Origin of the sequence: Alteromonas sp. 07-89-2 (genome assembly GCF_013113925.1) — a bacterium.
GTDB classification, from domain to species: domain Bacteria; phylum Pseudomonadota; class Gammaproteobacteria; order Enterobacterales; family Alteromonadaceae; genus Alteromonas; species Alteromonas macleodii.
In genome coordinates, this window is sequence record NZ_VTYM01000028.1 from 1 (window position 1) to 25,560 (window position 25,560).

19 protein-coding genes are annotated in these 25,560 nt (G+C 45.7%); 3 read left to right on the top strand and 16 right to left on the bottom strand.

Annotation, left to right across the window (positions count from 1 at the left end; all coding sequences use genetic code 11):
• Window positions 1–164 precede the first annotated feature (164 nt).
• The 7 genes from F0261_RS16545 to F0261_RS16575 all read right to left on the bottom strand — a co-directional run bounded on the left by F0261_RS16545 (window position 165) and on the right by F0261_RS16575 (window position 8,736).
• Window positions 165–383 carry a hypothetical protein gene (locus tag F0261_RS16545; RefSeq protein WP_014949834.1) on the bottom strand — a complete coding sequence of 73 codons (219 nt, stop codon included), beginning with the start codon at window positions 381–383 and terminating at the stop codon, window positions 165–167.
• Window positions 384–396: 13 nt separating this feature from the next.
• Window positions 397–3,339, bottom strand: a complete 2,943-nt coding sequence (locus tag F0261_RS16550; protein WP_171338489.1) for a DUF349 domain-containing protein — start codon at window positions 3,337–3,339, stop codon at window positions 397–399.
• Window positions 3,329–3,622, bottom strand: a complete 294-nt coding sequence (locus F0261_RS16555; RefSeq protein WP_014949836.1) for a YeaC family protein — start codon at window positions 3,620–3,622, stop codon at window positions 3,329–3,331. The genes F0261_RS16550 and F0261_RS16555 overlap by 11 nt, the downstream gene beginning before the upstream one ends.
• The gene (locus F0261_RS16560; RefSeq protein ID WP_014949837.1) at window positions 3,623–3,949 is read right to left on the bottom strand and encodes a zinc ribbon domain-containing protein; all 327 of its coding nucleotides are present in this window, start codon (window positions 3,947–3,949) and stop codon (window positions 3,623–3,625) included.
• 266 nt (window positions 3,950–4,215) lie between these two features.
• A complete protein-coding gene (locus tag F0261_RS16565; protein WP_014949838.1) occupies window positions 4,216–5,874 on the bottom strand; it encodes a sodium:alanine symporter family protein in 1,659 nt (552 codons plus the stop codon).
• 108 nt (window positions 5,875–5,982) lie between these two features.
• Window positions 5,983–7,122, bottom strand: a complete 1,140-nt coding sequence (locus F0261_RS16570; protein ID WP_171338490.1) for a carboxypeptidase family protein — start codon at window positions 7,120–7,122, stop codon at window positions 5,983–5,985.
• Window positions 7,123–7,290: 168 nt separating this feature from the next.
• Window positions 7,291–8,736 carry a glyceraldehyde-3-phosphate dehydrogenase gene (locus F0261_RS16575; protein WP_014979588.1) on the bottom strand — a complete coding sequence of 482 codons (1,446 nt, stop codon included), beginning with the start codon at window positions 8,734–8,736 and terminating at the stop codon, window positions 7,291–7,293.
• Between the two features lie 191 nt (window positions 8,737–8,927).
• Here F0261_RS16575 and F0261_RS16580 point away from each other — a divergent pair, with 191 nt between their 5' ends.
• On the top strand, window positions 8,928–9,812 hold the full coding sequence (locus F0261_RS16580) for a DUF2989 domain-containing protein (RefSeq protein ID WP_039216558.1): 885 nt from the start codon (window positions 8,928–8,930) through the stop codon (window positions 9,810–9,812).
• Window positions 9,813–9,964: 152 nt separating this feature from the next.
• Here F0261_RS16580 and msrB read toward each other — a convergent pair whose 3' ends face one another.
• The 5 genes from msrB to malQ form a co-directional block, all read right to left on the bottom strand.
• Window positions 9,965–10,393 carry a peptide-methionine (R)-S-oxide reductase MsrB gene (gene msrB / locus F0261_RS16585; protein ID WP_039216559.1) on the bottom strand — a complete coding sequence of 143 codons (429 nt, stop codon included), beginning with the start codon at window positions 10,391–10,393 and terminating at the stop codon, window positions 9,965–9,967.
• Between the two features lie 99 nt (window positions 10,394–10,492).
• On the bottom strand, window positions 10,493–12,046 hold the full coding sequence (gene gndA / locus F0261_RS16590) for an NADP-dependent phosphogluconate dehydrogenase (protein ID WP_052235384.1): 1,554 nt from the start codon (window positions 12,044–12,046) through the stop codon (window positions 10,493–10,495).
• Window positions 12,047–12,374: 328 nt separating this feature from the next.
• Window positions 12,375–14,462: a glycogen debranching protein GlgX gene (gene glgX, locus F0261_RS16595; RefSeq protein ID WP_171338491.1), complete on the bottom strand. Its 2,088-nt coding sequence runs from the start codon at window positions 14,460–14,462 to the stop codon at window positions 12,375–12,377.
• Window positions 14,463–14,509: 47 nt separating this feature from the next.
• The gene (gene glgB / locus F0261_RS16600; protein WP_171338492.1) at window positions 14,510–16,693 is read right to left on the bottom strand and encodes a 1,4-alpha-glucan branching protein GlgB; all 2,184 of its coding nucleotides are present in this window, start codon (window positions 16,691–16,693) and stop codon (window positions 14,510–14,512) included.
• Between the two features lie 158 nt (window positions 16,694–16,851).
• Complete coding sequence (gene malQ / locus F0261_RS16605; RefSeq protein WP_171338493.1) at window positions 16,852–19,050, bottom strand: 4-alpha-glucanotransferase; 2,199 nt, start codon at window positions 19,048–19,050, stop codon at window positions 16,852–16,854.
• 237 nt (window positions 19,051–19,287) lie between these two features.
• On the opposite strand from malQ, the gene gap reads away from it, so the two are divergent.
• Together gap and F0261_RS16615 are read left to right on the top strand one after the other, a co-directional pair.
• Window positions 19,288–20,283, top strand: coding sequence for a type I glyceraldehyde-3-phosphate dehydrogenase (gene gap, locus F0261_RS16610; RefSeq protein WP_171338494.1), 996 nt, complete (start codon window positions 19,288–19,290; stop codon window positions 20,281–20,283).
• A gap of 172 nt (window positions 20,284–20,455) precedes the next feature.
• Window positions 20,456–21,307 (top strand): D-hexose-6-phosphate mutarotase, encoded by an 852-nt coding sequence (locus F0261_RS16615; protein WP_171338495.1) that lies wholly within the window; start codon window positions 20,456–20,458, stop codon window positions 21,305–21,307.
• A 122-nt stretch (window positions 21,308–21,429) separates the two neighbouring features.
• On the opposite strand, the gene F0261_RS16620 is transcribed toward F0261_RS16615, so the two are convergent.
• The 4 genes from F0261_RS16620 to pgl are packed head-to-tail and all read right to left on the bottom strand — an operon-like array spanning window position 21,430 to window position 25,559.
• Window positions 21,430–22,074, bottom strand: a complete 645-nt coding sequence (locus tag F0261_RS16620) for a bifunctional 4-hydroxy-2-oxoglutarate aldolase/2-dehydro-3-deoxy-phosphogluconate aldolase (protein WP_171338496.1) — start codon at window positions 22,072–22,074, stop codon at window positions 21,430–21,432.
• A gap of 3 nt (window positions 22,075–22,077) precedes the next feature.
• Window positions 22,078–23,031: a glucokinase gene (locus F0261_RS16625; RefSeq protein ID WP_171338497.1), complete on the bottom strand. Its 954-nt coding sequence runs from the start codon at window positions 23,029–23,031 to the stop codon at window positions 22,078–22,080.
• On the bottom strand, window positions 23,031–24,857 hold the full coding sequence (gene edd / locus F0261_RS16630; RefSeq protein ID WP_014998717.1) for a phosphogluconate dehydratase: 1,827 nt from the start codon (window positions 24,855–24,857) through the stop codon (window positions 23,031–23,033). Before edd ends, F0261_RS16625 begins: the two co-directional genes overlap by 1 nt.
• 9 nt (window positions 24,858–24,866) lie before the next feature.
• The gene (gene pgl, locus F0261_RS16635) at window positions 24,867–25,559 is read right to left on the bottom strand and encodes a 6-phosphogluconolactonase (protein ID WP_014979596.1); all 693 of its coding nucleotides are present in this window, start codon (window positions 25,557–25,559) and stop codon (window positions 24,867–24,869) included.
• Between the last annotated feature and the right edge of the window lies 1 nt (window position 25,560).

Below are 25,560 nucleotides of genomic sequence, written 5' to 3' on the forward strand. Positions count from 1 at the left end.
GTTGTGGGGACTTTGGGGTTAGCATGGTGAACACTCCGAATTTCACTATGCCTATTAGATCAAAGCCCCAGACTTTCGTCTAGGGCTTTTTCAACAGTCTGAGGGCCAGACAATTGTCTGGCCCTTTTTGTATTTACAGTCGACGTGGTTTGACCTATGGTTAGTTAAGACACTTCTTCACCACCTAACTCACGAGCAAGATCGTCTAGTGTAGATAGCGTCGAATCAAATTCACCTACGCCGTAACGGTATTTTACACTCACGTGATGATCCGTACGCCCGAACTTCACTCTTAACCCTTCTGCGTCAATATGCTTCACGGTATTCAAAAAGCGATAGGCAGACATTTCTGTTTCAAATTGAAACTCAACACTGTTTTCCATTTAGGCTTTCCGTTTAAGCAACAATTTCAGGATGAGTATCAATAACTGAAACAACTCGTTGCAGCAAATGGTTATCTTCTTCGCTTATCGAGTCGTATGATAACCAGTCAGCAAGAATGTCGGGAGCTGTTGCCGCTTCGCCTTGTTCCAACTTAGATGTCATCATTTGTAGCTGTACGCTAGAGCGTATAGATGCGTCTGCATCTGGGCTTGGCATACCAGTTGCGACTTCTAATGCTACCGTCAACCATTGTCTATCGTGCTGAGTTGTTTTATTTCCAGTTGACTGACCCAATACGCTTGACCAACGCTTCCCTAACGTTTCCGCTAGAGATTGCTCATCACCACTTCCCTCACCTACACTTAGCTGTAGTAAAGAAATCAGAGCCTGAGCTCGCGCCAATCGGGCTTGAGATTGTGCATTTTTCGCTTGCGCCGCGCGCTTACTTTCAAGTGAATCAATCTTTTTATCTACTTTCGTACGTTGCGCTTTAGGCAAGTCGGTTAACTGAGCGCGAACGTCGCTTATTGATTGACTGAACGTTGCATCATCGCTGTTGATGTCAACAGCTTCCACTTGCTTGAGTAGCGAATCTACTAACGCGTTAAATGCATTATTCTGTACTTTCCGCTCGGCTTTTAAACGTTCAAATACGGTGTCATTGGCAGCCTTAAATTCTGCCCACAACTTACTCTCTTCACGTTTACCTGCATGGCCTACCTGCTTCCATTGGCTTTGCAATTGCTGAGCCTTGTCGGCAGCGCCAGCGACATCTTCTTCCATAGCAAGTTGACAAGCTTGGGTGACTAACGCACGCTTTTGGGCTTGGTTGTCACTTTGCCATTGATTTACTTTAGCCTGAATGGGCGATGATACCGCCTTCCATTCTTGCTTCAGCTGTTCATAAATTTCACGTTCAACCTGACCTGCAGCGTGCCACTGTTTAGACACTCTATCGAAAACTTTCACTAACTCGGCTTCCGGCATGTTAATGTCCATTGCCTTAACGGTAGCGATAATCGACATACGCTGTTCACGCGCAGCAGCCCGCTGTGCATCTAACTTCGCGTAATGCGCTCTACAAGGCTCGAAGGCCTTTTCAAGTGCATCATCGAATTGCTGCTGTAACAACGCGTCATCACTACTTTCTTCACTCGTTGACGATGACGGTGTTAGTGATAACCATTGCTTACGAAGATACTTAATGGCCTCACTTCTTTGCTTAATATTTTCTGCGTCAGCGCTGGCTAACGCTTTTGCTTCTTCTACAAGAGCGGGTTTGCGCGGCGCAGCAAGGTAATCCTGCCATCCTTCTAAGCGCGACACATCACCAGCGGTTTTTTCAAAACGTTTCTCTACATACTTTTTCGCTGAACCAGGAAGCGCAGCATAACTTTCCTGAAGCTTTGCAAATTTTGAAATAGCAACGCGGAATTTACCCTGAGCAATTAAGTTATCGATAACGCTAATGTGCTTTCTAATGTGTTTTACTTGCTCATTTTCTTTGGATTTTTGAGCACGCTCTTTGGCATTTACACTGCTTGTCGCTGCGTTAAAACGTTTAGACAGCGCCTTAGGAATGGCATCGATTTCGCGACTAAGCGCTTTATACGCTTGACGTGCTTCGTCAAACTCCGCTTTAAGAGCCACTACACTACTGCTTTGCAATGCGTCGCCACCATTTACCTGACTCAAATTCTCAGTCGATGCGCTAGCTTCTTCAACGCTCACATCACGGGTATCTTTACCCGACTCGCTATCGCTTGCCGAAACGATCTTAGCGGCAATGTCTTCGAGCGCCTGAAGTTTTATCAGTAGCTTTTGGCCGTATTGCTGCTGCATAGAGAAGCGATCAAGCTGCTCGTTTAGTTCGTCGACAGAGCGCTTAATCTGTGTAATTCGCTTATCAGTTGCAGATTCATCATCGAGACGCGCTAGCTGTTCGAGCGTTGCTTCAACACCGCGCACGCTTTCATTAACCGTAGCAACATCAGCAAGCGTCGCTTCACAAAGCCTGTTATTGTACAACCAAGCTACCTGCTCCTTGGCATGAGTAAGCTGCTGTTCGCACAATGCTTTGGTATTGGCACGTTGCGACGCTTGTTGCTTCTCTTCCCATGCTGGGCGGATACGGCTTAAATATCGCTCGAGCTGCTCACCTATACGCGCGCGCTTTTCTTCATAATCAGCGCGTTCTTCTGAAGTGAGTAGGTCAATTTGAGCAAACAGCCCAGTCAATTCGCTCTCAAGTTCGTTGCGCTTTTCATCAATGGTTTCTACATCTGACTTGTCGAGTAAAGCCTGATATTTTGAAAGTCCCAAAGTGAGCTGCTTTTTAAGCTCCACTGGGCGCATTGCAGCCTCTTTGATAGCATCGATCCGCGCATTAATTTGCGTAACAAGCGCATCATCTGACACTTTCTTAGCAAGCTTTTGCAAATCTGATACGTCTGAATGTGCGTTTATTAGTTGAGTCTGCAGTTGGGGACTTGCGCCTTCTAAAAAAACAAACTGGGTGAAAGATGGCTTCGCTACTTTTTCGATTAGCGCGTTAGCTAGCGCATCATCTTGTAAGAGCATAGGCTCTTTCTTCAACATTTGCGGTACTAACTGCACTACCAAATCGGCGTTGGCTGTTTCAGTTAAAAAAGAGAATATCTCTTGGCGGGAGAGTGTGACATCCCCCTCGCCTAACAAAGCGGCGTTTACCTTTTTCTCCGCCGCTTTTTTAACGCGAGACTGCTTGGCAATTTGTGACATTTTAAGCCACAGCACAAAGCTATTAAGCTTTTCGAGTGCTGCTAAACTGACATTTGCATCTTCGTCATTAAATGCCAGTTCGTGAAGAATTGTTTTTTCCTGTGCCTTTTCGGGAGAGAGACTCTCGATTGCCTGCATCCGTTTTTCAGGCTTTGGGCTTTGGTGTGAAGGCGCAAATATACGACTAAATATCATCCTGTTTAAACCGCGCTATTGTATTATTATCATCCTGCTCATCGCGTAACGAGCGTTTAAAGTCGGCTTTACTTTTATGTACGATTTCGCCGCTTTCACCTACTGTCATATGCTCAGAGGACTTTTCTATTTTTGCTTGATACAGCATAACAGCCTGCATACTGCTTGCTTTTTGCTCTTCGTTTAAAGGCGTGCCATCTGGCCACTTACCTGTTTCAACAGCCTGACGCAGACGCTCGTAAATCTCCGGCGTCATGCTGGCTAAAAGTGCTTCTATATTCATTTAGGAAAAACGCTTAATGTAAACAATACGCGCGCGGTTTACTAAGTACCAAACAAAGCCAACCACTGCGCCCAAAATAGCTAAATTATGTTGCAAATCACCTGGGCGTGTTCCGCCCCAATACATGAAGCCAAAACTCGCAACGAATATCAGCATAGCAAGAAGGGATTGGTTCTGGATACTGGCTAACTTTTTAAATCTTTGTAAGCTTTGTTTGCGCTCTATATCTTCAGAGGTCGCATCACCGATTTTAAAGTCACAGTGAGGACACGTCTTCGCTTTGTCAGACGTTTTTTTGTTACACGAAGGACAGTCAACTAATGCCATATGTTGCTCCTGTTTATTGGGTGCGAAATGGAAATGCGCAACTCGCTATTGAGCGAAGACGCATTTATACGCGGATGGGTATCATACTTAAGTTCATCACAACAATGAAGTCGATTCTGTGGATTAACCTTATCGCCATAAAACAAAAATGCGCAGGGTGTTAACTTTTATACAAAGTTCACCGCTACGCATTTTTACCTGATAGCCAAGTTGCGTTTCCCTTCAGTGAAACTCAAGCAGGGGCAATGCTTTAGGCAATACTCACCTTATTTTTTATGTCGAGACCAGTAGTCGTTAACCGTTTCTTTCATCTCTTTACAAAGCAACATGATGCCGAACAAGTTTGGCAAGGTCATTACCACGATAGCCACAGCTGAAAGTGCCCAAACTAATGTGGTGTCAGAGAATGCAGCCCAAACGAAACCGGCGACGTAGATGACGCGATACGGCATTACGGAACGAGGACCGAACAAATATGTCATAGCGCGATCACCATAATATGACCAAGCGATGGCGGTTGAGAACGCAAACAGCATAAGCCCAATTGACACGATATATTGACCGAAATCGCCAAAGAAACCGCGAGTAAAGGCAATGGTGGTGAGCGCTGCCGAGTGAACCAGTGACTTACCGCTTACTTCAAGATTCTCTTTAACCGGCTTTCCGTCGACAATCTTAAGCGTGCCAGTAAACAAGTCTTCACTACCTACTGCATACTTCACGTCTTCTGCTACAGACCTAGCGTTAAGCAGTGTAAAACCATCGCTTACAGCCGTGCCGTTAACAACGGTAATTGAGCCAGTGTAAGGCTGTACATTGTTACCTTCAATTTCATTCAAGTAACCATATAGTTTGTTTACGTCATCCTGATTCGAGTCGTCGTATTGACCTGCAACAAAGTACATGTCTGAACGATCGAAGACGTTTTCGTGTTTTTCTTTCCACACGCCCGACGACAGAATAACCAAACCCGTTACGGTACAAATTAGAATAGTGTCGATAAAGGGTTCAAGCAGTGACACCATACCTTCTGAAGCAGGCTCTTTCGTTTTTGCTGCTGCGTGAGCGATAGGTGCAGAACCTTGACCCGCTTCGTTTGAAAACAGGCCTCGGTTAACCCCACGGTTAAACGCATAAGCTAACGAAGCTCCCAAGAAACCACCTGCGGCAGCTGAACCAGTAAACGCATCACCGATAACTGCGGCAAACGAAGGCCCTATGTTGTCAAGATTAGCGAAAATAACCGCTAGCGCACCGATGAGGTAGATAACAGCCATAACTGGAACAACACGCGCTGTAAACGCGGCAATGCGTTGGATACCACCAAGAATTACCAAGGCAAGAAGAATACCCAGTACACTACCTACCATCCAAGGCTCGAAGCCAAACGTTGCTTCGATACTTTGCGCGATACCATTACTTTGAGGAAGGTTTCCGGTACCAAATGAGCTGACTACCGTTGCAACAGCAAATGCAACCGCTAACCACTTCATGTTTAGGCGACGGTCCATGTAATACATAGGGCCACCGGCCATGGTGCCGTCTTCTGTCTTTACGCGATATTTGTGCGACAGAGTAACTTCAACGAATTTTGTAGTCATACCTAAAAAGGCGGTTACCCACATCCAAAATAGTGCAGCGGGGCCACCAAGGAAAATAGCGAATGCAACACCTGAGATGTTACCTGTACCTACGGTACCAGACAGTGCGGTAGTTAGCGCGCGAAAATGGGTGGTGTCGCCTGGATCGCTTTCTTTATCAAACTTACCGGTAACAACCTGCCAAGCATGTTTAAAGAAACGAATTTGCGGAAATTTAAGATAAACCGTAAAGAAAAGACCTACGCCTAACAGTACATAAGGAAACCAGAACGCGCCTCCTAAGAATCCATCGAGCATAGTTAGAAAACCATATAACCCTTCCAACGTTATTCCCCTTTTTTATTATGTTTAATTGTTGTTTTATTTTAATAATTAAAAGGCCTCTTTTTGTCGAGGCCTTTTTGCGGAAACTTTCGCTTCCTTATTTTTATTTTATTGCTCTGATGCTTTTAGCTTTTTAACAACTGCATTCACACCAATAAGTAAATCTTCACCTAATTGACGGCTACGCTGTACCGACCAACCGTAGATATCGTCCGGTACATCTGCATTGTCTTTAAATGGCATTTCCACCGTATATGCCATACATTTGAATTTCTCGCCCACCGCATTTGACGCTACGGTTAAATTAGCCTTGCCTGGCTCATCTTTATCGTAACCAAATTCATCTTGAAACTCTGGCGTAGCGTTCAACAGCGCATCTTTAAACGTATTTTCAAGCATTTTGATGGTGTCATTGTAGCTAGGGTTACCCTCACTTCCTGCGACAAAGTTGTACGGCAATGCCTCATCACCGTGCAAATCAAGATACATGTCTACACCAATTTCGCTCATTGCATTCAGTACGTAAAGTACTTCTGGGCTTTTTTCTTGCGAAGGCGTCGCCCACTCGCGGTTTAGATTGGTTCCTACAGCGTTGGTACGCAGATGACCGCGTGCGCTGCCGTCTGGGTTCATGTTTGGCACAATGTAGAAAACAGCATTATCAAGCAACTGTCGCGCCAAACCATCTTGCTCGTCGAGCAGACGATAAATAATACCTTCGGCACACCACTCGGCCATGGTTTCGCCAGGGTGTTGACGTGCTGTGATCCAGACTTTTTTCTTTTCTGGTGTTTCTTCACCGATAACCAGCATAGACATATCACGGCCATCAAGGGTAAGGCCTAGGAATTTGTGCTCGCACAGTAGTGACATCTGCGCGTCGTGCACAAGATCAAGGTGACGTTCGTAGCTAAAAGGAATGAAATACGCGAAGTATACGCTTGGCTGTTCTAGCGTTAGTGAGAACGTAAGATTGTCACCGTCAAATTCGCTAGGAATTCTAAACCAAGTTTGACGGTCGTAAGACGCTAGAACGTTATATCCCTTCCAACCTTCTGGATACGCTGACTTAGCCAGATTACCAATCGTCATTGTGTGAGTTACAAAAGTTTCGCCCACTAAACGAAAATGGAACCACTGAGCAAATTCAGATTGGTTGTCGTTGGGAATGGTTAGACGGATATCGTCTGGTGATTGTGCGGTAACAACTTCAATGTTACCGCTGTCGAATTGACTGGAAATATGCATAGACTGTCGTTTTCCTCATTATTTGAGCGCTAATTTAGCATAGACGTAAACACAAATTCCACGCACACAGCGGGTTTTGTACTATCGAAAGTATACAAAATGTTTACACCATCAAAAAACCGACCACTTAGGTCGGTTTTTTATACAGTTAATTAAATTGCGTGTTGCTTAAAGCGGCAACGTAGGGAAACTTAGCCCTGCCATATCACGAACCACGCGCAGTACCTGACAGCTGTAACCAAACTCGTTGTCATACCACACGTATAGTGTCAGGCGGTTATCTGCGGCGATGGTCGCCTGAGAGTCAACCACAGACGCCGCGCGAGAGCCGACTAAGTCTGTTGACACAATCTCTTTACTTGCCGTGTAGTCAATTTGGTGTTGAAGCTTTGAGAACAACGCGGTATCGCGCAAGAACTCGTTAACTGCAATGCGATCCACCGGCGTTTTAAGATTTAGGTTCAAAATCGCTAGCGATACATTAGGTGTAGGTACGCGGATAGCATTACCGGTAAGTTTACCTGCCAGTTTCGGGTACGCTTTGGCAACGGCTTTCGCAGCGCCCGTTTCGGTAATAACCATATTAAGTGGCGCACTACGTCCACGACGATCACCTTTGTGGTAGTTATCGATAAGGTTTTGGTCGTTAGTGTAAGAGTGAACGGTTTCAACGTGACCGTTTTCAATGCCATATTCTTCGTCTAGCGCTTTAAGTACCGGCGTTATTGCGTTAGTTGTACAGCTTGCAGCAGATACAATTGTGTCTTCTGGTGTTACTTCTTCGTCATTTACACCGTGTACGATGTTCTTGATGTCACCTTTACCCGGGGCAGTAAGGATAGCTTTCGCTGCCCCCTTAGCTTTAAGGTGTAGGCCAAGGCCATCGCGGTCACGCCAAATACCCGTGTTGTCTACGATGATAGCGTTATCGATACCATATTGCGTGTAATCCACTTCATCGGGGCTGTTGGCATAAATGACTTGAATGTATGAACCGTTTGCTTTTAGCGCGTTACGCTCGTGGTCAACTGTAATGCTGCCGTTGAACGGCCCATGCACTGAATCGCGGCGCAGTAAGCTTGCGCGTTTTTCTAGGTCGCCATCGCGCCCGCCACGAACCACAATGGCACGTAAGCGAAGCTTATTGTTTTTACCCTGGCGTTCAATAAGCAAGCGAGCAAGTAAACGACCTATACGGCCAAAACCATATAGTACAACGTCCTGAGGTTTCTGGTCGTCCTCTTTATCGGCAACGTCGTTTAGTTTTTCGTTAAGGTAGGCCGTAAGGTCGTTGTTGTCGACCGCAGAACCGTAGTGAAAATCAAAAGCCAATTTACCAATATCAATTTGTGCAGGAGCAAGCTTCATGTTGCTCAAGGCTTCTAAGATTGGATAGCTTTCGCGTAGGCGTAGCTTAATACCTTCGTGCAGACGCACTTTGCGGTGCGCTTTAATAACATCAATAGCACTGGCGTTCAGTAGCGAGCGTCCATAAACCGAAATTTCAACTGCCTTATTGCGATACAATTTACCAATAAGGGGCAACATCATTTCTGCGTATTCCTGACGCTCTTGCCAGCTGCTTTGTAATTCCTGCTCAAACTGTTGATTCATGCTTCTGCCTTCATCGATATTAATTTAACGGTGTTGTCATTGTTGTATGCGCGGCCAATTTTTTGTGGCACAAACACGTACAACTGATCCTAATTACGCGTCAGCTTTTTATTATTTTTAGGGTACACTAGGTGAGTTTTCGCCTGACGGTGACGAGCAGTATCTTAAATAAACAAGCAAGGAAGACCAAATTGTTGATAAGTTTCAAAACCTCTATGAAAACTCGTATAACAACGAATTTATTTAGTAAGTTTCCAACAAAAGGTTATGTAACGACGGTGTGGCTCGCAGCAGCGACAACACTGACGGGTTGTGGCGATCTTTTTGAACCTACTATCAGTGAAATTTGTGAATCTCACAGCGAGATTTGCTTAGATTTGAGTTTGGATGCCCGTTGTCGCGGCGAGCGAGCTGAGATTATTCGCCTGCGTTACTACAATCAAGATTCAAAAGACGACGCTTACAAATTCCCACTTCTTCTGAGCTTCGAAGAGTATCTCACCTGCGTTGAAGAAGTGCAGCATATCGAACACGTTAAACGCAAAGGCAAGGAAGCGACACGGCTAAAAGGCGTTATTACTGCTCAGCGTGAAATTAAACGCCTAAGCCGCGAGACGAAAGACTCCCTTGATCCTTACCTTTCTTACTATCATTGGACACGATATAACGACAAAGAGGCTTTTCATCGCTTTGAGCGCTACGCTGCCAGCAACCGCGTAAGCGATCCAAAGCTACTGGTCGCACTGGCCTCTGTTCAGATTAAAACAGACCAAAAGCGTACTATTGAAACCTTATATCGCGCGCTAAGTTTATATAAAGATAGCGACGACATTGATGTCAGTATTTTCTACTCGCTTGCTTCAATGGGAATGGATATGGACAACTATCGTTTTTCTTACGTCTGGTATGGTGTGGCTGAAGCCTTCGATGAAAGACTTAACGACACTCAGCGTGTTCAACTTGGACAACGCTATGCCCTTCCAGTAGGTATTCTAGATAACATTGTTGATGAAATAGTCAGTAATTTGAATAGCGCGACCTTCAACGCAGATTCATTGAAACTGGATAAGCTCTAATTTTTTGAAACTCAATTACACAATTTCATTGGTAAATAATTAAAAAAACCGCCGTTTATGGGCGGTTTTTTATGATTGGATCTCTCGACTTTCCACATGAGGTCAAAATTTAATCAGATGTTTACCTTAATCAAGCGCTCACCTAGGGCTTTTTAACCTTTAATTTGTGTATCATCTTCGCCTTTAAAGGTCATAGATAGCGAATTTACGCAGTAGCGTTGACCCGTTGGCGCAGGACCATCTGGAAATACATGGCCTAAGTGCGAGCCACACTGCTTACAAAATATCTCAACCCTACGCATACCGTGACTCAAGTCTTCTCTGTAATCTACATTACCGTCATCAAGCTGCTTATAGAATGAAGGCCATCCACAACCAGCATCAAATTTAGTATCTGAGGGGAAAAGTGGCGCTTCGCAGCACTTACACACGTACAATCCATCTCGCTGCTCGTCTAACAATACTCCAGTGAAAGGTCGCTCAGTACCCGCTTCGCGGCATACATAATATTCCTCGTCAGTGAGCTCAGTTTTCCAGTCTTTTTTAGCTATTGATGCGTTTGCTTTTTCATCTGTCGACATAACTTACCTCTTAAAACAAAAAAGGTGTATTTGAAAACAAATACACCTTTCGATAGTTTACGCTCAATTATGAGCGCGTGTAACACTATTTAGTTCATACTATTTTTTGATAGCGGTTTGCGGACGTGCAGGATCACTCCACTCGATGTGATACTTTTTACCAGCTGGCTTATCTACACGCTGATAGGTATGTGCGCCAAAATAATCGCGTTGTCCTTGCAGCAAATTAGCAGGTAACACAGCTGTGCGATATGAATCGTAATAGCTTAGCGCCGACATCATTGCAGGGCAAGGCACGCCAGCCAGTGTCGCTTGGGCGATAGACTCACGCCAGTCAGCTTGATACTGCGTAATTTGTTCCGCAAAGAACGGGTCCAATAGCAAGTTGGCTAAGTCTTCGTTATTCTCGTAAGCCTGAGAAATAGACTGAAGAAATACGGCGCGAATAATACAGCCTGCACGCCATATTTTCGCTATTTCACCAAACTCCAGTGTCCAGCCGTGTTCTTTGCCTGCCATAGCCATTAACTGGAAGCCCTGTGCGTACGCACAGATCTTAGAGCAATAAAGCGCTTGCTCTAGCTTGTTGATGATCGACATTTTCTCATCATCGCTGAACGATGGCGCATCAGGGCCTGAAAGGACCTTACTCGCAGCTACACGCTCGTCTTTCAAACTAGAGATACTGCGCGCGAATACCGCAGAAGTGATGGTCTGTGCCGGACTACCTACTTGTAATGCGCTTACTGCAGTCCAAAGGCCTGTACCTTTTTGACCTGCTCTATCTAAGATCACATCAACCAACGGCTGCTGTGTTTCTGGATCCATTTGCTCAAGAACTTCAGCACTAATTTCCATCAGGTAGCTATTCAGCTTGCCTTCGTTCCAGCGACGAAACACCTCTGCTATTTCAGCTGGCGCCATATGTAGCGCTTCGCGCATAACATGGTAAGTTTCGCAGATAAGCTGCATGTCGGCGTATTCGATACCGTTGTGCACCATTTTTACATAGTGCCCGGCTCCAACCGGACCGATGTAGGTCGCACATGGTTCGCCTTCTAACACTGGTTGACCTGGCGTATGGCTTTCTAATGGTTTACCTGTTTCTGGGTCAACCTTTGCAGCAATAGCTTTAAGAACAGGCTCAATGCGTGTCCATGCATAAGGGTTGCCTGAAGGCATAAGAGATGGCCCGAAACGAGCGCCTACTTCACCACCTGACACGGCGGTAGAGAAGAAGATAAATTTACCTTTGTACTGCTCTTCACGTGCTACAGAGTCTGTCCACAAACTGTTGCCAGTATCAACCACGATATCGTCAGCGTGAATTCCGGCGTCAATAAGATGATTGCAAACGTGGTCAACAGGATCGCCAGCAGGCACAGAGATAATAATAAGATGCGGGGCTTTTAACTTGCTTAAAAGCTCGGTGTAAGAACTGCAGCCTTCAACGCGAGGCTCAGTATTTTCAGCTCTTTCGCTTGCGTCTTTGGCAAGAATAGACTCAACTTTATTTTGGTCTAAATCGAAACACGCTACACGATAGCCGTGGTCCACTAGGTTCATGGTAAGGTTACTACCCATCACCCCTAAACCGATAAAACCAATGTCACACGACTTGTCTTCGTGCGAATTACCACCTTTCTTTTGCATAGGAACACCCTCACATTTCAGATGGCTGCGCATGATACCACCTGAAAGAATAAAGAACAGTCTAAGCTAACAATTTAGTGCGCAGTGGTGTAATTGTCACCAGCGGTAAACATTAACGGGTTTTGTAAGCAAGTTTAGCCGAGACTTTGGCACGCATTCAGCACCTGCGTTATGCGCTTTTACCCATGCTGTATGAAATTCACACAAAGGTAAAGACTCTGTTTCCTATTCAGCTAAAGTGCACTGGGTAAAGTGCCGTTTAGCGGCACTCTGAAATTCGTTAACGGCACTCTTAACCAAGTATAAGGTCGTATTGTAAGCCATTATTCTATCCAGAGAACTGAGAGAAACTGAACAAGGTTAGCGATTTGCTGGCCTGTAAAAACACCTTCTGAATGCAAATTGAAGGCTGTTCTTCAAGAGAGCTGTAGCGCGTATCCAGGTGCATGGTCCACCCTCCCCTGGGTATGACAGAAGGTAGGTGAAAACGCACGTCGCTTTCACTTGCATTAACACACAAGAACCAATGCTCTGGCTTCTGTTCGCCCGTTACACAACCTTTTATTTCCACACCAAACGCCTTGTTATGATGCGCATTCCAATCTTCAGACGCTTTGTCAGAACCATCGGGCTTATACCAATTTATTTCTTTTACATTTCGTGAGAGCGTAAAAGTATCATCGTTCAGCTTTAGTTCGCTTAACAGTGAAGAGGACTGACGCAAACGGATCACATATTGGCAGAAGCTAAGAAAATCTTGCTTGCGCTTGTTTAATTCCCAATTCATCCAGCTAATAGGATTATCCTGACAATAGGCATTATTATTGCCATTTTGGGTGCGGCTTAATTCATCGCCACCAAGAATATGCGGTGTACCTTGCGAGAAGATCAGCGTTGCAAAGAGATTGCGCTTTTGACGTTCACGCATAACGAGTATCTGCTCGTCATTCGTTTCCCCCTCAATACCATAATTGGCAGACAGGTTGTGTCCATGGCCATCTCGATTTTCTTCTAAGTTATCGAGATTGTGACGCTCGGCGTAGGTCACCATATCGTGCAGCGTGAACCCATCGTGATATGTCACGTTATTTACCGACGTACTGATATGTCGATGGCCTTTGTGAAATATATCCCGTGAGCCCATTAAGCGGGTAGCAAAGTCCGCGGTAACGCCATCGTCTCCACGCCAGAAGGCGCGCACCGTATCGCGGTATTTATCATTCACCTCTAACCACGGAGACGGGAAGTTACCCACTTGGTAGCCTCCAGGCCCAATATCCCAGGGTTCGGCAAGCAATACTTTCTCTTTTAAGACAGGATCGCTATTAATGGCTCTCAATAGCCCAGATTTTTTACTGTATTCTTGTGGCTCTCTTCCCAAGCATACTGCTAAATCGAAACGAAAGCCGTCAACGCCAATTACGGATACCCAGTGGCGCATGGCATCTAAAATAAGTCCCATCATAAATGGCTGCGCGGTATTTACCGTGTTACCGCAGCCTGAGTGGTTGGAATAAACCAATTCTCCGTTTTTCGTTTGCTCTAATAAGTACGCTTGGTAAGGGCAAAACCCCTTATAAGAAAGAATAGGACCGCCATTGCCTGCCTCTGCTGTATGGTTAAATACCACATCAACAATGACCTCAAGTCCGGCTGTATGATAAGCATCAACCATAGACTTCAGTTCAGCAAGCGCGTCTGACACACCGTAGCGTGGTTCAGGCGCAAAGAAGTTAACCGGGTTGTATCCCCAATAATTAGTTAAGCCTTTCTCTGTTATAAATGGTTCAGGCATGAATGAGCACAACGGCATAAATTGCACCGTGGTTATGCCTAATGCTTTGAGATGCTTGATGACACTCGGATGGGCAGCACCGATGAATTTGCCACGATGTTCTTTAGGTACATCGGGATGGAGTTTTGTGAGCCCTTTAATATGTGCTTCGTAAACTACTCGCTTGTGTTTCGGGATAACAGGCGCGCTAACATGACTGGGCGCATAGTCATTTTGATCAATTACTATGCACTTGGGGATCATAAACTGAGAGTCATGTTTGTATTGCCTAGCGTCCCATTTTATTGCGCGACTAATTTTCTTGGCATAAGGGTCGATCAGCAGTTTGTCGGTGGGTACTGCATGTAACCCTCCCTCACCGCGTTCTACGCGATAACCATAGTATTGTCCTGCGCTAACGCCGCTAAAGTAGCCATGCCAGACATCACCGGTTTTCTCAGGCAAAGGATGCTCACTCACCGCCTCTTCTGTGTCACTATTGAAAAAACACAGCACGACCGCCTTCGCATCGGGCGCGTATACGGCAAAATTACACCCATCTTGTGTAACTGTTGCGCCAAGTGGATATGCCTTCCCCATTCCACTTTCTACAATTAGTGCGGTGTCTCGAATTTCGTTCACTTCGTTCTCAATTTATCTCTTCACTAGGGCGTGTCGCCCTAGTCGGATTAATCCACATTGGCAACATAAAATACTGTGGCTAGCGGCGGTAACGTGATTTCTGCAGAGTGTGTACGCTCATTCCAAGGTATGGTTTGCGTATTTACAGTAGAAGCAACGTCGTAGTCACTACCCCAATATGCACCATCATCTGTATTTAATGCTAGCGTCAGCGTGCATGCATCATCTACGCCTATTCTGAAGTTCTGACGCGGCACAGGCGTAAAATTAGATACCACATATACTTTTTGCCTCGCATCTTTTGACATACGAACAAATGAAACTACGCTTTGGTCTGCATTATTGTGGTCCAACCAAGCAAAGCCCCCTGGTTCGTGGTCTTGCTCGTAAAGCGCTGGCGTAGACGTATAGAGGTGGTTGAGCGCCTTATAAAGCGCTTGAATGCCTTTGTGCTTTTCGTAATCGAGCAAGTGCCAGTCTAAACTACTGTCATGGTTCCATTCTCGTGCCTGCGCAAGCTCGTTCCCCATAAAGTTAAGCTTCTTGCCGGGGTGGCCGTACATAAAGCCCGCGTAACAACGCAGGTTAGCGGCTTGCTGCCATTCATCGCCAGGCATTTTATGCAGCATGCTGCCTTTGCCGTGTACCACTTCATCGTGCGAAATCGGCAGCACAAAGTTTTCGTCAAACGCGTAAACCATGCTAAAGGTAATATCGCCATGGTGATAGTTGCGATAGGCGGGGTCTTTAGCGATGTAGTGCAATGAGTCGTGCATCCACCCCATGTTCCACTTAAAGCCAAAGCCCAAACCACCATCAAATACTGGACGAGAAACCTTGGGAAACGACGTTGATTCTTCGGCAATAGTCATGGCGTCAGGGAAGTGCTTGTACACTTCTTCATTCATCCATTTCAGTAAGCTGATGGCTTCGTAATTTTCGTTGCCACCATCCACATTCGGGATCCACTCTCCGTCATTGCGTGAATAGTCGAGATAAAGCATGGATGCCACTGCATCAACCCTGAGTCCGTCAACGTGAAATTTGTCTAGCCAAAACAATGCGTTTGCAACTAAAAATTGACGAACTGTGTCTTTGCCGAAATCGTAAATACAAGAATTCCAATCCGGATGCCAACCTTTTCTCGGATCTTCATATTCATAAACACAAGAACCATCAAATCGCGCCAAGCCATGGCCGTCTTCTGGGAAATGCGCAGGTACCCAGTCGATAATTACGCCTATACCTGCTTGGTGGGCCTTATCAACAAAGTATTTAAATTCATCTGGGTTTCCAAATCTACTCGTTGGTGCGAACATTCCCACGGGCTGATAGCCCCACGAACCGTCGAAAGGAAACTCGGAAATAGGCAGCAGTTCAACGTGAGTGTAACCCATATCGCTGACGTAGCTTATTAAGTCATCGGCAAGCGCTTTGTAAGTAAGGTAGCGCGCATCAGTATCAATACCCGGGCGCTTCCAAGAGCCAAGGTGCACTTCATAAATGCTCATTGGGCTGTTGTACTTGTTCCCCTTTCGCTTTTCCATCCATGCACTATCATTCCACTCATAGTTATTGTGGTTGTAAATTTTCGAAGCATGAGAAGGATACTGCTCTGCACTGAAGCCAAGTGGATCAGCCTTGTGCGGTAGATCGTGGCCGTGTGCATCTTTAATGTGATACTTGTAGCGCTCTCCCTCTGCGAGTTCTGGCACAAACAGTACCCAGTATCCCATAGAGGTCTTTTCCATAGGATGCGTGCGCCCATCCCACTGATTGAAATCGCCAATGAGCGACACCGTACTCGCATTGGGCGCGAAAACGCAGAACCTGACACCTTTTACCGAATCGCCTTGTGATGAAGTGAGTGTTAAAAGTTGCGCGCCCGCTTGCTCGTACAAATTTGAAGGCTTGCTATCGATGTAGTGTACCGCATGGTACGCCTGCTCGGAGAATTGATAAGGGTCGATATAGCCCTTATCGTCATTTAAGCCTTCGGCGATAACACGATAAATTTCACCCTGATATTCTTTAGGTAATGGTGTTTCAAAAAGACCATTGTTGGAGGTCGCGGTTACATTTGCTAGCGCTGTATTCTCCCATTTAATCGTTATTTGACTGGCATTGGGGTGCCAAACGCGAAGTATCGATTCTTGTTTATTGGTAATTACACCTAAATGGGAAAACGGCTGTGAACATAATACCTGTTCAAACTGCTGCGCTAATTGCATTCGCTACTCCTAGTAAAAACCCGCATGGCAGCGGGTTGAATTGTGAGCTTAAATGCGTTGACCACATTTAAGCTCTGTCTAGTACCGTACTGATACTCTATCTTACTCGTTTAAGTTACCCAAGCAACATACTATTACCCTTTATTCGATAATAGTAATTAACCTTGACTTGCTTGCTTTCTGGCGAGAGTAAGTTTAGACGCTAACTCATTTATATCATGTCTATCGAACATCGACTCGATATTCTCGGTTAGCTTTCTTCGCCAGTTCGGATACTCGTCAAATGTGCCCGGAATATTTACCGGCTTATCCATTTCTAACCAGTCTTCTAACTGAAGGCTTAACAGAGCACTTGAACCACCAGCCATGTGTACCTGCATACCGTTATTCAATTCACGATTCATCCCTGTATAGTTAACATCGTGACCCACGTTGTCGCCAATTGAGCCGTGGCCGTGCAAAGTATCTAAAATCGCCTGTTTGTTTTCGTGACGATCCGCATAAAGCGTTTGTAGAATTTCTTCTGTTGGATATAGCCCTATCTCTTTGCCTAACTCTAAATCTAGACAGTGCCAGTAACCAATCAGCGTCGGCATATCGTGAGTAGTCAATGTTGACATAGACTGAACAGGATAATGGCTAGGTGAGAAGAAACCACCGTCTTCGGCTTGTTCGAAGAAAAATACGCGGTATGAGTACACGCCATTATCGGCAAGCTTACTGCGAATTTCTTCTGGTACAGTACCCAAGTCTTCACCAATAACCAGGCTTTGATTACGGTGACTTTCTAGCGCTAAAATACCAAGCAAATCATCTACAGGGTAATAAACGTAACCACCATCTTTTGCATTATCACCTTTCACTACCCACCATAAACGCAGCAACGCCATAACGTGATCGATGCGCAGTGAACCCGACGACGCCATGTTAGACGCAAACAAGTCAATAATAGGTTGATAACCCTGTTCATACAACTTACGAGGGTCCATAGGCGGCAACCCCCAGTTCTGGCCTAGTGGGCCTAAGATATCCGGTGGAGCACCTACGCTTGCGCCCGTGCAGTATAGGTCTTTGTTACCCCAAATTTCTGCACTGCCTTCGCTCACCCCTACCGCTAGGTCGCGATAAAGACCAATAGTCATACCCGCATCTGTAGCTTTACTACTTGCAAGTTCAAGCTGCTGCGCCGCAATCCACTGCAAGAACAAGTAGAATTTAACGTCTTGTTCGTTAGCGCGCTTAAACTTGGCAACGGCTGGGTTGTGATAGTCTTTATATTCTTGTGGAAATACCGGCCACCCCCAGCTGTCTTTACCTTCAGCTTTTAGGTGCGATTGCAAGGCATCGTACACTGCCAAGATATCTAAGCTTTCACCGCCCGCTTCCACAAACGCTTTAAACGCTTTATTTTGTTTGGTGTTTTTACGAAGGTATTTGGCATCATAGGCATCAAATACCGCTTTAAGGGCGGCCAATTTCACATGAGCTACCGCTTCATAGTCTACATGTTCTACACTACGTGCATGTTCCAAGGTAGCTTTAAACTCATCACTGCTTACTACCGCTTGTACTGATGCATCCTCGAAGCCATCAATGGCTGTCACATCGATATACAAATAATTAAGCCAGCGACGTGAGCTTGGTCCATAAGGCGAGCACGCATTAGGGTTTGCAGGGTAAAGCGCGTGAATAGGATTAAGCCCGATAAAGTCTGCGCCCACACCAGCGGCTTTTTCAATAAGCAGAGCTAAATCAGAAAAGTCACCAATTCCCCAGTTCTTTTCACTGCGAACGCAGTAAAGCTGAACGCTTAAGCCCCATATTTTTTTACCTTCTCTGATCTCTTTCGGTGTATAGCACGCTTCTGGTGCCACAATTAAGCGAGAACGCGCAAACTCATCGTCGTCAGCGCTTAAGGCTACATCGTGGTACCCAAGAGGTAAATCCAAAGGTAGGGTTAACACGTATTCATGAAACTCGACATCGTCGATATGCGCCATTGTCGTCATTTCTTGGTCGACTGGAGTAAATTGGTGAGTGAGCACGTCACCATTTTCACAGGTAACCGTTAGCGTGTGGTCATCGTTTACTAACTCGATAGGCAAACGAACTGCTAGGTTGATTTCTTGGGTATTGCGAACTACTTGAACAGGATTTAACGGCGACAACCATACCGACTTTATATCTTGTGTAATTTGCGACTGAATTTTTTCGTCACTGCTGGTGTCATAGCCAAGTGTGTTGAGCAGTTTTGCTTTACTTGATTCTGCGATGGTTGCTGGTTTTCCCCATGCGTCGACGTATTGGGTTTCTATTCCCCGCATTTCAACCAGTTGTTGCAGAAGTTGTTGTGTCATGGTGTGTCATTCCTGTTATTCGGTGAAAAACGCACTCGCCAGAGGTTTAAAGGTGCGTCTGCAAACAAATTTTTAACATTATTCTAGAAACAAAGGCTTCGCGATATGTGAATACGATTGCAATAGCGCTAATTCGTAATTTTGCAACACTTTTGCTTTTTATTTTGCTAATTATGGCATTTTGATCCATACTTTACGTAATTTATTTTCATTTTATTTAAATAATCGGGGTACGTTATGACAATTCGCATCGGTATCAATGGTTTTGGCCGTATTGGACGCCTAGTAATGCGCGCAGCAGCCGAGCGCAACGACATCGAAGTTGTTGCAATAAACGACTTACTAGACACGGACTACATTGCTTATCTTTTGAAATACGACTCTACACACGGTCTATTCGACGGTGAAGTTACAGTAGATAACAATAGTCTAGTTGTAAATGGCAAAACTATCCGCATTACTTCTGAAAGAGATCCAGCAGCGCTTAAATGGGACGAAGTAGACGTTGACGTAGTTGTTGAGTCGACAGGTTTATTCCTGACTAAAGAAACTGCCACGAAGCATATTGAAGCTGGTGCGAAGAAAGTTGTAATGTCTGCACCGTCTAAAGACGACACGCCAATGTTTGTAATCGGTGTTAACCAAGAAAGCTACGCTGGCGAAACTATCGTTTCAAACGCGTCTTGCACAACTAACTGTCTTGCTCCACTTGCCAAAGTGCTTAACGATAAATTTGGTATCGTGGACGGCCTGATGACGACCGTTCACGCGACTACTGCGACTCAAAAAACGGTAGATGGCCCTTCAATGAAAGATTGGCGTGGCGGCCGCGGCGCGGGTCAAAACATCATTCCATCGTCAACTGGTGCTGCAAAAGCCGTAGGTAAAGTTATCCCTGAGCTTAATGGTAAGTTAACTGGTATGGCTTTCCGTGTACCTACCCCAAATGTTTCAGTAGTAGACCTTACTGTAAATCTTGCGAAGCCGGCTAGCTACGATGAAATTTGCGCAGCGATGAAAGAAGCCTCAGAAGGCGAGCTGAAAGGTATCATGGGTTACACTGAAGATGCGGTTGTGTCTAACGATTTCCTTGGCGATGCACGCACATCGGTATTTGACGCCACAGCAGGTATCGCGCTTACTGACACATTTGTTAAGCTAGTATCTTGGTACGACAACGAATGGGGCTACTCAAACAAGGTTCTAGACCTTGTGGCTCACATTTCTAAGTAATAAACAAAATATAAAACAAATAGTTAAACTATTTGTTTCAAAATTGAGTTAATCTAAAGGTGCAAACATTATGTTTGCACCTTTTTTGTTGTCTCATATAAAGACGGTTTCCAGCGATGCCTATTTTCCCGTCATCTATTAGTAAGTTAAGTATTCAGTCCAAGGAGGACTTATGTCACCTGTGAATTCAGTTACCGTTAGCGAGTCTAATGGCCTCACCTTTTTAGATGTGGATAACGCTTTCGCCACAGCGCGTATAAGTTTATTTGGTGGCCATATTTTGTCTTTTGTTCCTAAAAGCGATAACAAAGAGCGGCTATGGGTAAGCCCACACGCTTATCTAAATGGAGAGCGTCCAATTCGCGGTGGAATACCTGTTTGTTGGCCATGGTTTAGCGACGACCACGGGAGGGAAAAAGGTTCCCTGCCCTCTCACGGCTTTTTAAGAACCCAAGTGTGGAAACTAATTCATTCAGAAGATACAGAAAGCGGAACAACGATTACGCTTTCGCCAAGCTTTACCCGAGCTGAAGGGTTTGAAAACGATTGTAACGTGACCATGGTAATTACAGTTGGTGAGACGATGGACGTCGCGCTAACTACAGAAAATACGGGGGTTGTACCATTCGAATTTAACTGTGCGCTACATACATATTTCCACGTTGATCACATTCAACATACCAAAATAACTGGAATTGAAGGTCAATATAAAGACAAACTTGACGACTGGGGACTTAAGACGACACCGAGTCCTTACACTATCACAGGCGAAACGGATCGCATTCATGTTGCGCCGATTAAAACAGCAGAAATTGAAGTCGAAGGCAACACGTTTACGGAAGTGGTATCCGACGGCAATGACTCTTTGGTAGTGTGGAACCCGTGGTTAGGCGCCGCGTCTATTTCAGACATGGACCCATTTGGCTATAAGCATATGTTGTGCGTAGAAACATCGCTAACTCAGGGAAAGACACTGTCCCCCGGTGCTAGCCACACACTGAAACAATCTATTGTTCCGAAGTAAATTATTTGAAGTGCAAGCGCAATTTCGCTGACACTTCGGAAGGTAGACAGTCGCAGTTCACGATCAAGAGATATAAAAAAACCTGCCAATGAGCAGGTTTTTTCATTTAAAGGTTCAGCAAATTACTGTTTAGCACCCGCAACAGCTTCTTTTGCTAGCTGCGTAATACGCGCCCAATCACCTGATTCAATTGCGTCGTCAGGGGCAAGCCACGAACCACCTACACATTTAACGTTGTTAAGCGCTAAATAGTCATTGTAGTTGTTTGGACCAATGCCACCCGTTGGGCAAAACGTCACATCAGGGAAAGGACCGCTGATAGATTTGATAGCTTTAACGCCACCCGAGGCTTCAGCTGGGAAGAATTTCATGTGGGTGTAACCCGCGTCTTTACCTTTCATCAAATCTGAAGTTGAAGAGATACCAGGGATAAGTGGAATTTCTGAATCCATACCCGCTTTTAGCAAATCAGCCGTCATACCTGGGCTAATTGCGAACTTAGCGCCGGCTTCAACTACCGCTTTAAGCTGCTGTGCGTTGGTTACTGTACCCGCACCAATTAGAGAATCAGGTACTTCGTCGGCAATGCGTTTAATAACGTCGATTGCTGCAGGTGTACGCAACGTCACTTCTAGTACCTTGATCCCCCCTTCCATAAGTGCTTTTGCTAGAGGAACGGCTTTTTCTACATCGTTGATAACCAATACAGGTACAACTGGGCCGGCCGCAAAAATTTCCTCTGGAGAGGTTTTCCATTTAGATGTCATAATTTAGCTCGCTGTATTTTGATTCAGATATGCAGCCGCACCTAATAACCCGTGATCAGGCTCTGCAATAAGATAGGTGGGAATGTCTTTTACGTAATGCTTCATTTGCCCTTTCGCTTCAAAACGCGCTCTGAAGTCGCTGTTTTGAATAAATTCAGGGAAACGGTTTGCGATACCGCCGCCTATAAAGATGCCGCCAGTAGTCGCCATGTTCAGTGCAAGATTACCTGCAAAGCTACCCATAATTCGGCAGAACTGTGTAAGTGTTGCTTCGGCTAACTCACAGGTTCCATTCAGCGCCGCTTCTGTAATTTGTGCAGGCTCAGTAAATACAACTGGCGAAGAAGCGTGATTGGCTAGCGCAGTGTAGATGTTGTGCAGACCACGACCAGACATCACTTCTTCAGCAGAAGCACGTCCTAAGGTAGATTGAAGGTGACGCCATACGACAACATCGGTTTCATCTACCGGTGCAAAGTCTACGTGACCACCTTCTCCGTCTAGCGTCTGCCAACCGGTTGAGGTCATCGTGATATGTTCAACACCTAATCCCGTACCTGGCCCAAAAACAGCGATGTTGCCATTTTCTTTCGCTGTGCCTTCACCAATTTGCACCACTTGCTCTTCGCCTAATACAGGCAATGAGTGCGCTACGGCAGTGAAGTCGTTAATAACGAACAACGCATCTAGTTTAAGCTGCGAGCGAAGCGCATTTTGCGAAAATGCCCAGCTGTGATTCGTCATCTCGACTTGATCGCCCAATACTGGACATGCAATAGCAATACAGCCCTGCGAAAAGCTGTATTCCGGCATGTCGCTAAAGTATTGTGCAATAGCAAGGTCAATGCTGGCAAAATCATTACACATGTATTTCTTGATGTCGGCCACACCTGATTCGGTTACCCTTGCAACGCGAATATTCGTACCGCCAACATCAGCCACAAACTTCTGGCTCATTATGCTTGCTCCTGCGTGTAAAACAGTGAACATGCACCCTCTTCTGCACCTGTCAGAATAGCGCGCATACCCGCAAACATTTCACGTCCCATTCCAACGTGATGCTTAGCTAAGTTCGCTGGCGCTGCTTCACGTGCAGCCAGTGTTTCATCATCCACATGCAGTGTTAGTGCACCAGTTTGTGTGTTTAGCTCGATAATGTCGCCCTCTTGCACTTTAGCAAGTAGACCGCCTTTATAAGCTTCTGGAGTCACGTGGATAGCTGCAGGAACTTTACCTGATGCACCAGACATACGACCGTCAGTAACTAGCGCCACTTTAAAGCCGCGATCTTGAAGCACACCAAGAGGTGGCGTTAAGCGGTGAAGTTCTGGCATACCAATCGCAGAAGGACCTTGGAAGCGAACAACTACAATGCAGTCTTTGTCTAGCTTGCCAGACTTAAACGCGTCATCCAGTTCAAACTGGTCTTCAAACACAACCGCTGGCGCTTTGATATTACAGTGAGGCGTGCGAAGCGCTGAGGTTTTGATAACGCCACGACCAAGATTGCCGTCAAGTACACTCAAACCACCATCTGGCTTAAACGGAGCGTCAACAGTTGCTAGCACTTCTTTATCAAGGGATTCAGTTGGGCCATCTCGCCATTCTAATTCGCCGTCTTTAAGCACAGGCTCTTTAGTGTAGAAGTCTAAGCCTTCACCACAAATAGTCTTAACGTCGTTATGTAGTAGACCCGCATCAAGCAGCTGTCTAATTAGCAATGACATACCACCTGCTGCAACAAAGTGGTTAATGTCAGCTGAGCCATTCGGGTAAATGCGAGTAAGAAGAGGCACAGCATTAGAGATATCTGAGAAGTCGTCCCAATTTACGATGTAACCTGCAGCGCGAGCTACCGCAATAAGGTGCATGGTGTGGTTAGTAGAACCACCCGTAGCAAGAAGACCTACAAGGCCGTTCACAATGGCTTTTGCATCTACAATGTGACCAATTGGCGTATAGTTGTCGCCAAGGTCAGTTAGGCGTGTCGCTTGGACCGCAGCCGCTTTAGTTAACGCGTCGCGCAAAGGTGTGCCTGGATTAACAAACGACGAACCCGGAAGGTGCAAGCCCATCATTTCAACCACTAGCTGATTCGAGTTTGCCGTTCCATAGAACGTACAGGTACCAGCAGAGTGGTAAGATTGAGATTCAGCTTCAAGCAACGCGTCACGCCCTACTTTACCTTCGGCAAATTCTTGACGAACGCGGGCCTTTTCTTTGTTTGGAAGACCCGATGGCATTGGACCGGCTGGCACAAAAACGGTTGGCAAATGACCGAACGTTAGTGCGCCCATTAGTAGCCCGGGAACGATTTTGTCGCAGATACCTAGCATCAATGCGCTATCGAACATATTGTGAGAAAGCGCAATGGCAGCCCCCTGAGCAATGTTATCACGGCTCATTAGGCTTAAGTCCATGCCAGACTGGCCTTGTGTAACACCATCACACATAGCAGGTACGCCACCTGCGAACTGGGCTACACTGCCTACTTCTTTCACTGCTTCTTTAATTAACGCAGGATAAGTCTCGTAAGGCTGGTGCGCTGAAAGCATATCGTTATACGCAGACACAATAGCCACGTTGGCTTTAGTCATTGAACGAAGGTCAGATTTTTCGCTTGTTCCACATGCTGCAAAGCCGTGAGCAAGGTTACCGCATGACAACACACCACGGTGTGGTCCTTGACGTCGTGCACTCTCAATTTTTTCTAGATACGCCTTACGCGTTTCTTTACTACGCTCGATAATTCGTTGCGTAACTTCAGCAATTTTTGGATTCATGTTTGTCTCCTATGGCGCCCACATCAAAGTAACCGGCGCACGGTTAACTACGGCGGTGATGGGCTTTTGCGCTTCGGTGGCATTTTCAATAGCGTCCAGCAATACTTGCTTTTTCTTCTCACCGGTTAAGTGCAAAAAGATATTACGGCTATTGAGTAACGCAGGTAGCGTTAATGAAATACGTTGATGAGGTGCTGTTGTAGGTTGAACAGCGATACAGGTTCTGCCGCTGCTCATATCTAAGCCGTCAAGTACTTGCTCAGAGCAAGGGAAAAGCGATGCAGTGTGACCGTCTTCCCCCATGCCAAGAATCAATGCATCAAAAGGTTGCGACATGCTAGCCAAATTTGACTCTGCAGCATTTACGCCTTCGTTTGCATCATCAGCATCGCTTTTCAATTCGATAAAACGAGCTGCTGCGGCTTTATTTTGAATTAGATTATTTTTGACTAGGCTGGTGTTGCTGGCCTCGTGGCCCTCTTCAACCCAGCGCTCGTCAGCAAGGGTGATATCAACCTTATCCCACTCAAGTTCGGTTTCACTTAGTTGTTTGAAAAGCGCCAGAGGCGTGCGACCACCACTCACTACAAGCGATGCGCGACCACGAGTTTTAATACCTGTTTTTAAGATACTGACTAAGTCTTGCGCAAATGCGTCAGTCAATGCATCAGGTGTTTCGAATGATAGAGTTGTTAACGCCATA